At 43.4% G+C, this 14,482-nt stretch carries 10 protein-coding genes; all 10 read right to left on the bottom strand.

Annotation, left to right across the window (positions count from 1 at the left end):
- Positions 1-14: 14 nt before the first annotated feature.
- Positions 15-326, bottom strand: a complete 312-nt coding sequence (locus G589_RS0109470; protein WP_022767509.1) for a hypothetical protein — start codon at positions 324-326, stop codon at positions 15-17.
- Positions 304-2,448: a sensor domain-containing diguanylate cyclase gene (locus G589_RS0109465; protein WP_026521964.1), complete on the bottom strand. Its 2,145-nt coding sequence runs from the start codon at positions 2,446-2,448 to the stop codon at positions 304-306. Before G589_RS0109465 ends, G589_RS0109470 begins: the two co-directional genes overlap by 23 nt.
- Positions 2,438-5,809: a DegV family protein gene (locus tag G589_RS19445; protein ID WP_051192287.1), complete on the bottom strand. Its 3,372-nt coding sequence runs from the start codon at positions 5,807-5,809 to the stop codon at positions 2,438-2,440. The genes G589_RS0109465 and G589_RS19445 overlap by 11 nt, the downstream gene beginning before the upstream one ends.
- Positions 5,806-7,869, bottom strand: coding sequence for a hybrid sensor histidine kinase/response regulator (locus tag G589_RS0109455; RefSeq protein WP_026521963.1), 2,064 nt, complete (start codon positions 7,867-7,869; stop codon positions 5,806-5,808). The genes G589_RS19445 and G589_RS0109455 overlap by 4 nt, the downstream gene beginning before the upstream one ends.
- 138 nt (positions 7,870-8,007) lie before the next feature.
- On the bottom strand, positions 8,008-8,997 hold the full coding sequence (locus tag G589_RS0109450) for a galactose/methyl galactoside ABC transporter permease MglC (protein WP_026521962.1): 990 nt from the start codon (positions 8,995-8,997) through the stop codon (positions 8,008-8,010).
- A 32-nt stretch (positions 8,998-9,029) separates the two neighbouring features.
- The gene (locus tag G589_RS0109445; protein ID WP_022767514.1) at positions 9,030-10,541 is read right to left on the bottom strand and encodes a sugar ABC transporter ATP-binding protein; all 1,512 of its coding nucleotides are present in this window, start codon (positions 10,539-10,541) and stop codon (positions 9,030-9,032) included.
- Between the two features lie 114 nt (positions 10,542-10,655).
- The gene (locus G589_RS0109440) at positions 10,656-11,771 is read right to left on the bottom strand and encodes a galactose ABC transporter substrate-binding protein (protein ID WP_022767515.1); all 1,116 of its coding nucleotides are present in this window, start codon (positions 11,769-11,771) and stop codon (positions 10,656-10,658) included.
- Positions 11,772-12,039: 268 nt separating this feature from the next.
- Positions 12,040-12,426, bottom strand: coding sequence for a hypothetical protein (locus G589_RS0109435; RefSeq protein WP_026521961.1), 387 nt, complete (start codon positions 12,424-12,426; stop codon positions 12,040-12,042).
- 12 nt (positions 12,427-12,438) lie between these two features.
- Positions 12,439-13,425: a transglutaminase domain-containing protein gene (locus G589_RS0109430; protein WP_026521960.1), complete on the bottom strand. Its 987-nt coding sequence runs from the start codon at positions 13,423-13,425 to the stop codon at positions 12,439-12,441.
- Positions 13,425-14,417: a hypothetical protein gene (locus tag G589_RS0109425; protein WP_026521959.1), complete on the bottom strand. Its 993-nt coding sequence runs from the start codon at positions 14,415-14,417 to the stop codon at positions 13,425-13,427. The genes G589_RS0109430 and G589_RS0109425 overlap by 1 nt, the downstream gene beginning before the upstream one ends.
- Positions 14,418-14,482 lie beyond the last annotated feature (65 nt).

Here is a 14,482-nt window from a genome sequence, read left to right as displayed (position 1 = left end):
AGCTCTCCGACTGATCACTCAGCATATTTCTCGTATACAATCTTCCACATAAATCCCATGATCACTACAGCTGCCACAATAACTATAAGCGCAGCTATCTGATTGAAGAAAGACACAATTCCCATTGCAATGGCTGATATGCCAAGGAATATGATGATCAGTCCTGCGTAAAAGGTATATTCATTGGGATGCTTGATGCTCTCGGGATTCTCCTTTTTAAGAATCTTAACATCTCTGGTTATTATAAGTCTGATGCCAAAGAACATGCATACTGCAAATGCCAGAATTTCAATTCCCATCTGATTAACTATTGTCTGTATGTCCATAATTACTCTCCTGCATTTTTTCTCTCATCAGGTCTTCTAACCTGTTTAATACTATATTAATATCTTTTGTCCCATACAAACAATACACAAAAGAAACATTTGCTTCAATAGCATTTTCTTTATATATCTTCTTTATTCTCTCCACATCATTCTCAAAGAAGCTCTCTTCGCTCTCAAATCCAAAGGCGACAAACTGTGTTCCGCTTACCCTAAAGACATTTGGTTCTCCGAAAATCTCCATCAAAGACCTGGCTGTAAGCACTATTATCTGGTCTCCGACTTCATACCCTTCTGCAATGTTGATCTCATTGAGCTTTGACAGATCGCAGCGGATGCATCCAAAGGATGAGGATAAGTCCAGCTCCTGCTCAAGATACTTCTTAAAAGCAGTGTAATTGCCTGTTCCGGACAGATTATCTTTGAAGGTATAATGCTGAGCCCTGCTCTGCTCTTCTCTCTCTAAAACGAGCTGTGCCAGGAAATATGAAATAAGATTTATGATCTCAGATATGGATTCAAGCTTCTTCTGAGGAGCCTCCACAACACCCAGTACTCCAAACAGGTGGCCACCGGCTTCCAAAGGACCGATTATCATATTCTCAACCTTATTGGTCTTTAGCATATTGTAGAACCCCGGTATTGAGTTTCTGAAAGCCTCCGGATCTCTTACTATCAGTCTGTGATCGTTTTTGTTGAACTCATCATAGATCTTATCAATGATGTCTTCCGACGAAAGATACATCATTGTAAGGTCAAAAGACTCTGCTCCTTCCCTGTACCATTCATAAGTGCCTCTGTACTTTCCGTTTTTCTGATCCTCGAAGATAAACAGGCGCTTTGCCTCAAGCTCTTTTCCCAAAAAAGCAAGAATTGACCGGATGTTGTCATCCGGGGAGTCGGATGAGAGTGCATACTGGAGAGCTCTGTTGATAAAACGGTCTCTCTCCACGGCAGCGTTGTCCTTCATCCACCAGCGCAAAAGCGCAAGCAGCATCAGGGCTGCAAAAATAACAGCACCAAACCTGATAAAGATTCCGTGATTATCCGTGATCCTTCCGGCCATAAGGAATTGTATCAGATCCATTGCTCCGCATACTACAAAGACACCTCCTGCGATATAGAGGTACCTGAGCTTATTCTTCTTACCTGTCCTGTTGCAGTAGAGTGCATTTTCGACAGCCATGATGACAGCGACCGTCATTCCGGCCACAAGATAAGCAATAATGAACCAAAGATAGGAATCCAGCATATCTATCTTAAGTGTATAACGCAGATTGGTGATTCCCAAAATCGGCACCAGGGTGATAAAGAATCCCAGGTGCTTATAGATCCGGCGCTTTTTCTCCGTCAGAGAATTGATCAGGCAAATGCTGGGATAAGTAAGCATAAAGGGAAGTGTTTTGTTTATATCCCTGCAGACATAGATGTGCCCTGTGATGAGCTGGAAAATATTGGTATCGATAAGGAGCCAGATGCCTATCAGTATTGCGCAACATCCCCCTGCAAGAATATCATAGGGGAATTGAGCCTTACTTGATGCACCTGTATAAGCAATGATAAATATAACTCCCAGGAAAATTTCGAGAACGCACAATATAATAGAAAGCAGATTGTTCCTAATGATCATCTGCACAAAGTCGGTAACGGAACAAAGATATATGTCATAGAGGCGACCGGTTTTCTGGCCCTCATAGATCTCTTCAAACTCAAGTCTTATGTTCTTTCCGGCATCGTCTTTGCCTATGCCCACTTCATGGTATGTGAGACCATACCCCATACCGGTAAGATTTGGCTTACTGTAAAACCTGTAAACCTGTCTTCCGCCGATAAACACTCTTATGTTGGTGTTTTCAGATTTAAAGCACAGTGCATCCTTATCGGTGATGCCATTGGAGAGCTTTTTTTCGATGGTAACCCTTCCGTCGTAATCACCTATATCAAGGTCATCGGCGCAGACTTTCTCACCGCCGGGAAGAGTCCAGCCTTCAGAAAAGCCGTCAATCTTCTCATGGACCGTGATCTGTCTGTCAGTGGACAAGGGCACACCAACAAGGATTGACAGTATCATCAATCCAAAAATGATGGTGTATATCAGGTTTATCACAGGCTGCTTACTCTTCATTGCATTCCTTCTTTATCCCGTCGTAGTCCTGTCTCTCAAAGCATTCTTTTATCCGGCTTACTCGGTCTAAATGCTTTTTGGGAATGTCAAACTCCGCAAGCTCATTTAAAGTCATGCCGATCATTCTATCGTCCTTCTCTTTTGCTGCCTTGCGCAGTGTGTCATAGGCGCTCTGCAAAAGGATGTCGTCATAACTGGGCTCGTCTTTTATTTCTTCAGCAAAGTAAGGCGCAAGCCTCTCCTTATACTTATCAAGATCCTTTAAAAGCTCGTCATTGTGCTGCCTTATATATTCGATATTGTCCTCTTTACCTGCCATCTCAAGCTTCTCGGCAGCATCTCCGAGGATCATGGCTCCAACCAGCCTTGCAGAGCTCTTAAGGGCATGGACCTTGATGGTATAATCCTTCCAATTCTCTTCCAAATACAGGCCTTTGATTTCCTCCGACTTAAGTTCAAGTGACTCATAGAATATCTTAAGCACAGACCTGAACGCATCCTCGGAGCCACTGTTTTCTATAGCCTTTACAGGGTCTATTCCGGGTATTTCCTCATACCACTCCCTGCTCATCTCTTCAGTCTCTTTTTCCCCATTCTCCTCGTTAAGCTCAGATTCAGCCATGCCTTCAGGAACGCCTGAAAGAACGTTCGAGAGCACCTGACTAAGGCCATAAGGCTGATCACCCTTTTTCAGGTACATGATACCCATAGCACCTCTTCCGCAGTTAAAAGACATAACGGAAGAAACCTTCTGGAACAGAATATGCTCGAAGTTAAATTTATTCCTGATGGCTTTTTCTATAGTATCCCTCTCCTCTTCGGTCAGGGATATATAATCGACGATTGCAACATCAAGGTCAGGATTGGCATTTCTTGGAAGCGCATAATCAAGATACTTCATATAACACTCATCAAGTTCCCCGGTAAATATCCTTGCTATGGTCACCTTTCCGCCCTTGATATTGATAACAGGCCTAAGTCCAAAGGTGTTGACAAAGCCAAATGTCGACTTCTTCATTCCTCCGCGTCTCATGAGAAATTCAGCATCACCTGTGACAAAGCTGCACCTAAGGTCTTTTTTGATCTTTTCAAGATCACTGATTATCCTGTCAACCTGTCTGCCCTGGAGAGTCATCTTGTAAGCTATGAGCACAAGCATACCAATAGCGCTGGAGTTTACTCCGGAGTCTATAACCGATACGTTTCCGTATGCTCTTGCTGCTTCCCTGGCGTTGTTATACTCCTCACTGATACCTGTGGAAACCGTTATATAAATGATCTGATGCGCTTTTTTAACTTCCTTTGCAAAAAACCTCTCGAACTCCTCTACTGTAGGCGGCGAGGAAGTAAATGTTGCTCCTTCCGCCACATAACGCATTACCTCGTCAGCACTGGCTTCATCATAGTCATAGAATGCCATTCCGTCCGACATGATGGAGAACGGAATAACATCAATCTGATAGCCCCAAAGAATTTTTCTTGGAAGATCACACATACTGCTGGTAGCAATAATGATCGGCATCTTCCTTGAATAATCTCTGGAGGAATACATCTTGGCATTCGCAATATCAGGGTCTTCAGTCCTTATTATCTTCGCCTCAGGAAGGTGATTTAAGATCATCCTCTCCAGCTGATCTCCGGATATAGGCTTTACAAGGTACCCGTCAAATCCGCTTCTGTCATAGAGTTCTTTGCTCTCGCTGTCGGCATTTGCCGTAAGTGCAATGACAGGGGTATGGTTATTTCGTCCTCCAAGCTGCTTTCTTATATTCTGCAGACACTCTATTCCGTCCATCTCAGGCATGAGGTGGTCCATGAATATGATGTCGTATGCCTCTTTCATCGTCAGGGTTATTGCTTCAAGACCGCTCATGACAGTATCAACAACTATATCCGTGCCATCAAGAAGTTTCTTCTCGACCTCCAGATTCATTTCATTGTCATCAACGATAAGGACTCTTGCCTCAGGCGCCTTAAAGCCGGGCATATACCTTCCGCCTGCATCCCGCCTGCCAAAGCTCTGAATATTGATATCGCCAATAGGATCTCTTCTGGTTACCTTCTGCTTGAGGGCAACGATAAAGGTTGAACCTTCAGTGTAGGTACTGTTTACAGTGATCTTGCCATCCATCAGCTCTACCAGCTGCTTAACAATGGACAGACCAAGACCGGTTCCCTCGATCTTGGCGTTTTTCTCCTCATCCATTCTGGCAAAGGCATCAAAAAGATAAGGAATAACATCCTGCTTTATTCCCATGCCTGTATCGATAACGGAGAACAAAAGAAGGACTTCATCCTGTGATGTATCCTCTCCCTTTTCTATGCGCAGAGTAACAGAACCTTCCTGGGTGTATTTCACTGCATTGTTAAGAAGGTTTACCAGTATCTGCTTTATACGGACTTCATCTCCGAAGAGCTCTGCCGGAATTGTGGGATCAACCTCAAGATTAAGCTTAAGGCTCTTTTGCTGCGCCCTAAGACTTATCATGCTTACGATCTCCGAAATCGTATCGCCAAGGTTATAGTTTACGGGTACGATATCCATCTTGCCCGCTTCAATCTTGGACATATCTAAGATGTCATTGATAAGTGAGAGCAGCATCTTACCTGCGCCCTGGATATTTTGTGCATCGTTTATTATCTCTTCCGATGCATCTTCCTGCCTTAAGATGATCTCATTAAGACCAAGAATTGAATTTATAGGTGTCCTGATCTCATGGCTCATATTGGAAAAGAATCTGTTCTGAGACCTGTTGAGCTCTTCAACCTTCCTGGTCTCTTCCTTAGCTCTTTTGTTCTCCTCGTTAAAAAGCCATTCCTCGAACCAAACCATAAAGCAGCAGATAATACCCACAAGTACCATTGAAATAAGGGAATCTGCAAAGAAAGCTTCTCTGGTGTGTTCTACTACGCGCTCAGGATAAAAATAACCAACGGCATAAAGAATAACCGACTCAACAGTCAGTACTACCAACATAAGGGGCTTCCAGAATCCCGAAAGTACAAGTCCGGTATAAAGGAACGTAAATATCATCCACTGAATTCCGCCGCCGTAGATTCCTCCGCCGGAAAAATAAACTATCGGCAGCGCAACAAATACCATACCTAGAACGATAAGTCTTACTGCGATAGACATATGGTTTCTTTTAACGGCAAGCAAGGTTACAATGGGGATTCCTACCACAATGATGATCAGCGCTACAATTTCTACGATGTTTTCGCCAAGGATTATATCGCCGATAAGTGCAAGCAGTATAAATAAATCCGTAACCAGTGTAAGGAGTATAAAGACTCTCTCTTTAAAGCTTCTTGAAGGATCTTTTAAAAGATCTTTTATTTTCTGTGCAATCTTTATGATCATGAGTCACCTCCGTTCCGGCCTTTTTTGCCTGACATAACACGGTTCATGACTCTCTCAAAATCGCTTATAATGATGGGCTTACTGATAAATCCGTCAAATCCCTCTTTCAGGAACATCTCTCTTGCACCGCTGACAGCATTGGCCGTAAGAGCGATGACAATGACTTTTCTCTCCCTCTGATCAGCGATGGCCTTAAGCTTTTTCATCGCCTCAACGCCGTCCATCTCCGGCATCATATGATCCATAAACACGACATCATACTCACTAAGGTCATACTTAGCCAGCGCCTCTTTTCCGCTGCCTGCCGTATCAACCTCCATCTTATAGTCCTTAAAAAGACCTGTAGCCACCACCAGATTCATAGGCTCATCGTCAACTATAAGAGCCTTTACTCCCTCAAGATTAAGGGCATTATTTTCAGCACCCACTCGTAAGGATGCAAAATCGTTATCTCCGTTTAGAACCTTGGCAACCGTATAGCCATATACCGGCTTCGGAATTACAATTATCCTGCTCTTTTTACTCAGTTTAAAGTCACGGCCAGCATACACTGCCACCGTAACATTTCCCATTGCCAGCTCTTCAAAGAAATCCGGTGCCTGTTCATACTCATCTACTCCCATGAATACATGGGTTATCTTGCCGGTCTTAAGGAGCCTCTTAAGATCATCCAAAGACGGTGCAGAATACAGGTTTAGTCTAAGACCTGCTGCCAGATTGGTGGCCATCATCTCGTATGCTCCAGCTACTCTGAAGTCATCAAGCTTTTCTGCCAGCACATGGAAAGCAACACCAAGGAACCTGCCGGAATCCACTGCAATGCAAGGATTTGGATCTACAACCTCCTGAACAATACTTACCCTTACAATGGTACCTGCACCCGGATTACTCTCAAGGGAAACAAAGCCCTTCATAAGCCTTGTAAAGCCGTATACTATAGAAAGACCAAGTCCAATACCTCCGGTACTCCTGTTTCTCTTTTTATCCGCCTGATAGCTTCCTGTAGCAACCTTATTGCGGACTTTCTCGGTCATACCTATTCCGGTATCCATGACCTCAATGATGAGATTGATGCCGTAGCCGTGCTTTATACCAAAGACTCTTAGCAGCACTCCGCCCTTTTTTGTGAATTTGAATCCATTGTCTATAAGGTGGGTGATTATCTTTTTAATTTTCTTGGAATCGCCCTTTAAAACAGCAGGCAGCGATGGGTCAAGATCGATGGTGAACTCAAGCCCCTGAGCCTGATACATGGTCTCATAATCACTTGCAATATCTCCAAGGATCGAGGTGATCATGTATTTCTCTTCCTCAAGGACGGCGTCGCCTCTCTCAATCTCACTGTAGTCCTGAATATCCTCAATCTGATTGGAAAGACGGATTCCCGCGTCTCTTATAGCAATCACATCATCTCTTGTTTCCTTTTTCAGAATCAGTGTGGACATTCCTCTTATTACATTTACAGGAGTCCTTAGCTCATGGGAAATATTCGCTAGGAAGTCCTCCATACCTTTTCTGGCACTCTCCTCGGTATCCTGAATGGATTCAATATCATTTTCAATCCTGTTCATGTTGCGAAGGATCTCGTGAAGTGCTCTGTAAATACTAAGCTCAACCACAACATGAAGAAGTATTCTGGAAACGCTTAAGGGATCAAGTGTGAGACTGCCTGTAGAAACGCCAACGATCAGCTGGCTGAAGGTTATGACAATGTATTCCAGCAAAATAAAAGGCAGGAACTTTTTTCTGCCCATGACAGATGCTGTGATCATAAGAAGAACCGAAACAATGATGATATCGTAGAAACTGGTTATGTGAACACCATGAAAAAAAGCCACTATCATCGAAAAGATCATAAAGAAGTTTTCTCTGAACCTGGTCTCACCATACCCGTTAATATGAATAGCCCAGCAAGCTATTATTCCACCCGCAATAAGAGGTATTGTCCAAAGCTCCCATCCTTGGGAAATACTCTCTAATATTGCGCCGATACAGGTAACTGTAATAATAACTATAACGACGTTGTGGGCCCTTAATTTACGATTCGCTTTTTCGTTCAAAACAAAGTCCTCTAAAAAAGGAAACAAAAAGCACAATAAAAAGGGATGCAGCCCATATAGACTACATCCCTATTATAACATGACGTATTTATTATTGAGGTAATTTCGTTAATAAATATACATTAAATTTTACTAAAATTACTTCTTAGCAACGTACTTACGGATATCAAGTGAGATAGCTACGAAGATAACCAGACCGATGAAGATGTACTGTGCGTTAGCATCAACACCAAGGTACTGAAGAGCTGCCTTTAAGAGCTCGAATACGGCAACACCGATGATGGCACTTGAAACCTTACCACGTCCACCTGTAACTGATACACCACCGATTGTACATGCTGCGATAGCTTCCATCTCATAACCAAGACCAAGGTTTACTGATGCACCACCGGCCTTAGCACCAAGCATGAATCCTGCAAGACCATACATCATAGCGGCCTTCATGTAGATAAGTACCATTGTAAGACGAACAGGAACACCGGCAACTTCTGCAGCCTGTGGGTTTCCACCGATTGCATACATGTACTTACCGTGACGGGTCATGTTAAAGATGAACCATGTAATAGCTGCAACAATAAGTGCGATCCAGATAAGGTAGCTTATACCAAGGAACTTACCTGTTGCGATGTTTGTGTACTGTGTTGTGTATCCACCAAGAGGTGTAGCACCTGTGTAGATAAGAGCAAGTCCGTATACGATTTCCATCATAGCAAGGGTTGCGATGAATGGAGGAACGTGAAGGAATGCGATGAAAAATCCTGTGATTGCACCGAAGCATCCTGTGATTGCAAGTACGATAAGAAGTGCAACGAAGATGTTAAGTGGCTGCATATCAGGGAAGAACTTACCTGAGTAGTCCATCTTCTGAAGAAGAGTACCTGCGATACAAGCTGCAAAACCGATCATACGTCCGGCTGACAGATCACAACCTGCAGTGATAACACAGCCTGCGATACCAAGGGCAATAACAAGTCTTGAACTCATATTCATAAGAATGTTGAACAGGTTGTTTGATGTAAGGAACCTGTCGTTTGTAATACCTGTGTAAATAACCAGGATGAACATAACGATGATAACACCGTTATTTATAAGAAAATCAATTGCTTTTTGCTGTTTTGTCTTAACCATTTCTTTTTCCTCTCTTATAATAGCTGCAAGAATCAAAACTGAGTTGCATAGCTCATAACCTTCTCCTGGGTCATGTCTGCTTCTTCAGTTATCTCGCCTCGTAGTTTACCGTTACACATTACATAAATTCGATCTGACATACCAAGAAGTTCTGCCATCTCGGAGGATATCATTATGATAGCCTTACCCTGCTTGGCAAGATCAGTCATAATCTCATAAATCTCATGCTTGGCACCTACGTCAATACCTCTTGTAGGTTCGTCCATTATAAGAATGTCAGGATCATTAGCAAGCCATCTTGATACAATAACCTTCTGCTGATTACCACCGGAAAGGTTAGCGATGTGCTCCTGCATGCTCGGTGTCTTGATACTGAGCTTCTCAATGCTGTCATCAACTACTTTGTTGATCTTAGGGTGATCAAGAACAAAACCGGCTGTGAGATACTTGTTGTAAACTGAAACACCTACGTTATCCTTGATTGAAAGACATCCGAAGATACCGTTTCCTCTTCTGTCCTCTGTGATCATACCGATTCCGGCGTTCATTGCATCTCTTGGGCTCTTGATCTTAACCTCTTTGCCGTGGATCTTAATTGTGCCGGCTGAAAGGTTTCTTATACCGAACAGACCTTCCATAAGCTCTGTTCTCTGGGCTCCGACAAGTCCTCCGAATCCGAGGATCTCACCCTTCCTTAAGTTGAAGGATACATCCTGGAAGGACTTCTCGTGGATTGATGAAAGTCCGTTTACTTCCATAACCACTTCGCCCGGTGTTCTGTCTTTTACAGGATAAATATTTGTGAGCTCACGGCCTACCATCTTGGCGATGATATCGTCGATTGTAAGTTCCTTTGCAGGCCATGTTCCGATATATGTACCATCTCGCATGATGGTAACATCATCAGCGATGCGCTTGATCTCATCCATCTTGTGTGAGATGTAGATCATGGCAACTCCTTTTTCTCTGAGCATTTCCATGATCCTGAAAAGCGCTTCAACTTCACTATCTGAAAGAGAAGATGTTGGCTCGTCGAAGATAATAACCTTGGCATCGTGTGATACTGCCTTTGCAATCTCAACTGACTGCATCTGTCCGATGGACAGTGTATCAAGCTGTGCCTTTGGATCGAAATCCATATTAACTTCTTTCAGCCACTTCTCTGTTTCTTCGTACATCTTTTTATGGTCGATGATCTGAAGTGGACCATATTTCTTTACCGGGAATCTTCCAAGAAACATGTTCTCTCCAACGCTTCTTGCAAGTACCGGCTGCAGTTCCTGATGCACCATGGCTATACCTTTTTTCATAGCCTCATCAGGATTTTCGATTGTTGTCTTTTCTCCGTCGATATATATCTCTCCGGCATCCATCTTGTAAATACCGAAAAGACACTTCATAAGTGTTGATTTACCGGCTCCGTTCTCTCCCATAAGTGCATGGACGGTACCGGGCTTTACTGCCAATTGTACGTTATCCAGTGCCTTTACACCGGGAAAGGACTTGGATACGCCCCGTAGTTCCAATTTGTACTCTGATGCCATATCGTGTCCCTCTCTACTCCACTATCTAACTTGCGTTCCCTTTAAAAAGTGGTGCGGATGCAAGCATCCGCGCCACCGTTTTACTTTAAAACTCTAAAACCGATTACTGCTTAATTACTTAAGTGAATCAAGAACTGACTGTGCGTTGTCTGTTGTAACCTTTACATAGTCACATCCAATGTAGTAATCGTTGCCAGCACCTGTGATGTAGTTGATAGCTGCATCAGCTGCACCGTGTGACTGAGCGATGTGATCGTTGAATACTGTACCTGTCATTGTTCCTGCAAGTACGTCCTCAAGAGCCTCTGTAAGAGCGTCAACACCTACAAGGTAGATGTCCTCACCAACCTTACGTCCAGCTGCCTCGATTGACTGAAGAGCACCAAGTGCCATAGCATCGTTGTTGCAGAATACAACTTCTGTCTCAGGATGAGCTGAAAGTGAGTTAGCAACGAGCTGCTGAGCTGTAGCCTGATCCCAGTTACCTACCTGGTCATCAAGACAATCAACTGTCCAACCTGCATCCTCAAGAGCCTTAACTGAGAACTCTGTTCTGTACTGAGCATCAACGTTCTCAGGGTCACCCTCGATCATGATGTACTGGATCTTGCCATCGCCGTTGAGGTCAACCTTATCCTGGCCAAGGTCAACGATGATCTCGCCCTGCATTGTTCCTGACTGACGAGCGTCACATCCAACATAAGTTACGTTCCAGCTGTTAGCTGACCATCTTGCTTCCTCGTCAGCATCAGGCTCACGGTTGATGTATACAAGAGGGATATCAGCGCCAACTACAAGGTCTGTAATTGTTGCAGCTGAAGATGAGTTAACAGGATTGATGATAAGAACATCAACACCCTGTGTGATAAAGTTCTGAATCTGGTTTGTCTGTGTTGCCTGGTCGTTAGCACCATCAACGATTGTGATGTTGTCCTTTGAGAATCCCTGTGAAATGAGATAGTTCTCAAGCTCTGTTCTGAAGAGTGTCATGAAGTTGTCAGCGAACTGATAGATACAAACACCAACCTTCTTGTCAGCAAGATCAGCATTTCCTGCTGTCTCTGCAACTGCCTCAGCAGCTGTCTCTGCAGTCTCTGCTGCAGGTGCCTCTGTAGCTGTCTCTGCTGCAGGAGCCTGTGTAGCTGTATCTGCTGCTGCCTCTCCGCAACCAACGAGCATAGCCATTGTCATTGCAGAAACTGTTAAAAGACTTACCAATTTCTTTTTCATTTGTAACATCCTCCTTAAAGTAAGTTATTGAGGCGCACCATAAGTAGAGCCCCAACGTTTGTTTACAATGGATATGTTAACAAAAGCTTTTGTGCAAAAACATAGAGAATTCTTCTTTTTATCTTAGAAATCCTTTTGTTTTTTGTTCTATACTGTGAATTTTAGACAATAAAAAGCACTCCAATTTAGTAACTTTTACCTTTCGGAAACGTTTTCTAAAAATGGAGTGCCGTCATGTTGTATCATTTTATGATTTTATCAGTTTACTTCATTCAATTTCTGTAGTTCCATCATCGTAAGTTATAACCCAGTATCCCTTGCCTGTTCCGCAGTCCTCATGATACTCCTTGTCAACTATCACGTGCTCTGCTTCTGAAGGCTGGTCCTCTAAAGGTATGGAATCATTGTTTATATAAGTAATCTTATAATATGAGTCGGGTTTTACTTCCGGTTCTATAAGCGCATTGTCAAGATTTATGTCCTCTTGCACCTTGGGCACGTCAGTTACAGTGACTGTAGGTATGTTGTCATCTGCAACAAGACCTTCAAGCAGGTACCTGTATGCCGGTACTGCAGAGTACAGTACTATATTGAAAACAAACACACATAATACTGTTCCTGCGAATATGCTCAAAAATGTAAGAATCCTTCTCATATCTTTTCCTCTTTAAAAATTTACTTTGTAGCTTGCTTCCCTGATGATTGGTCCGGCAGGATAGCTCTCATAGGTCTGCTTATAATATCCGCTTCCCTTTGCTCTTTGCATCTCCGCATCGAAGATATACCAGTTATTTCCAACCTTAACCTCAGTCCAGGCATGAGGTGTTCTGCCCCCAAGAGCTGATGTAACACTTCCTGTGCAGACCCTTGCCTCATATCCAAGTCCCAGAGCTATGTACGCAAAAGCTGATGCGAAGTTGTAGCAGTTACCTTTAGAGTTGAGCAGAATGTCTGTCGCATAGCTCTCAGTCCAGTCGCCCTCAGGTACTCCCATTTTTCTCTCATAGACAGATGCCTTTACGAAGTAGTCAAAACATCTCTCAAGCTGCTTCTTCTGCGACATATCGCCGGTGGTACTCATTTCCACCACAGAGGCTACCAGCTTCATGATATCCGTCTCGGGATTTTTAAGTGTTCCGTCGCTGTCCTTCCACTTGATGCCGTATTCTGTATGGATAAAGTGCGGACCTGTTATCTCCCATTCCATCATGTTCTCGGATGCCTGGCTGTTAACCAGTCCCCTTATCTGGGTCGTCAGGTCTTTATCCAGACCGTAGAGTGCATTTGATCCTATCCTTACCACCGTATCCGGAATAATGGCTCCCTTAAGCGCCGCCGGGAAACATATAAGTTCTGTCAGATCCTTGTTGTAGAGGCAGTCACTGTAGGAGGTATAGTATGGATTGTTTGTGCTTACCGTAATGGACCTTAAGTTATTGAGTCCCTTAAAGGCATTTGATGAGATATCGACTACATCACTTCCTATATGAATGGTGGAAATCGATGTATTGCCTCTGAAGGTCGTATAGTCAATCCTTGTTATGGTCCCTGCTCTGGCACTTACAGAAGGCACAATGCTAAATGCAAGTGCAAGTATCAGAATGCCACACCATATCCTTATTCTTTTAAAAGACATTTCGGAAAAGATTTTCATCAATCAACCTTCGGCTTCTTAATGGTTATAACGTCACTTTCATTAGCATAGTTGTAATAGTTCTTTATATCCTTCTTGGCTCCGCCCTGGTTTGGGTGCTTTCCGTAACCTGCCCAGGAGTTTATCGGATCCGCATAGGCCTCGTGGTTGTCGCATACGATCTGACACCACTGGTCATCCCATTTATTGGCATTTACATGTACCCACTTAAGAGGAGGATCATCATCCATTACAGCGTCCAGATAATCCAGGACAAGTCCCAGCGCTCTTGTGGTTCCGGCACAGGTATATTCCTGTCCGATGAAAACTCCGTAAGCTGTTCTGTACATCTTGCTGTTGGAGCTCTTAACCTGGTCCTGTGTCAGTTCCACTCCAAGATCGCAGTATGCTCTGACAATTCCTGTCGCATATACGATCATCTTTATCTGATCGCCATCTTTATAGGCGTCATGTTTTGGTTTAACGTGATCATACACATGCTGTGCAATCTGATAAGCAATATCTCTTGCAGCAACTTCCTGAGCTCTTGTCATTCCGCCATTGCTGTGAAGGTTTCCGGAGATCACAACCATTCCGTCCTGTTTTTTGCTGGTCTTCTGATAAGAAGGAACAACATACTCGTAGCTGCTGCTCTGAGGATAAGCTCCTAAAACTATCTGCTTATCAGCTACACGCTTTTCCTTTATTCCAAACTCGACATAGTGCTTGATGAGTAGCTCCGGATTTGGACCAAAAGCATCACGCAGGTCAGAGTAGTTTAAGTAATAGTAAAGTGGATTATAGTAATAAGGAGCCCCTGAATAATCCACGCCGTTGTACTTTGTTGTGCCCTTTTCAAGTGTTTTCCTTGTATCCTCCGAGAGCTTTACGCCATCTCCCTGAGTATATCCGGCTGCCTGAGCTTTTATTGCATTTACAGGGAAAAGAATCAGTCCACAGATCATGGTAATTCCAAACACTGCGCAGACCACTCTCTTCAATGACAACTTCATGAAAAACACCTCACTTTCGACTGAACTTTGGGTAAAAAAGAGCATAAAAAAAGCCAACAAGATTT

The sequence above is a fragment of the Butyrivibrio sp. VCB2001 genome, from assembly GCF_000423965.1.
GTDB lineage: Bacteria > Bacillota > Clostridia > Lachnospirales > Lachnospiraceae > Butyrivibrio.
This window is presented reverse-complemented; position numbering and strand designations above follow the sequence as displayed.

Excerpts from the sequence above, each read along its gene's own strand:
- G589_RS0109425 (WP_026521959.1), bottom strand. The coding sequence starts at position 14,417 with ATGAAGTTGTCATTGAAGAGAGTGGTCTGCGCAGTGTTTGGAATTACC.
- G589_RS0109435 (WP_026521961.1), bottom strand. The coding sequence starts at position 12,426 with ATGAGAAGGATTCTTACATTTTTGAGCATATTCGCAGGAACAGTATTA.
- G589_RS0109445 (WP_022767514.1), bottom strand. The coding sequence starts at position 10,541 with ATGGCATCAGAGTACAAATTGGAACTACGGGGCGTATCCAAGTCCTTT.
- G589_RS0109440 (WP_022767515.1), bottom strand. The coding sequence starts at position 11,771 with ATGAAAAAGAAATTGGTAAGTCTTTTAACAGTTTCTGCAATGACAATG.
- G589_RS0109465 (WP_026521964.1), bottom strand. The coding sequence starts at position 2,448 with ATGAAGAGTAAGCAGCCTGTGATAAACCTGATATACACCATCATTTTT.
- G589_RS0109430 (WP_026521960.1), bottom strand. The coding sequence starts at position 13,425 with ATGAAAATCTTTTCCGAAATGTCTTTTAAAAGAATAAGGATATGGTGT.
- G589_RS0109450 (WP_026521962.1), bottom strand. The coding sequence starts at position 8,997 with ATGGTTAAGACAAAACAGCAAAAAGCAATTGATTTTCTTATAAATAAC.
- G589_RS0109470 (WP_022767509.1), bottom strand. The coding sequence starts at position 326 with ATGGACATACAGACAATAGTTAATCAGATGGGAATTGAAATTCTGGCA.
- G589_RS19445 (WP_051192287.1), bottom strand. The coding sequence starts at position 5,809 with ATGATCATAAAGATTGCACAGAAAATAAAAGATCTTTTAAAAGATCCT.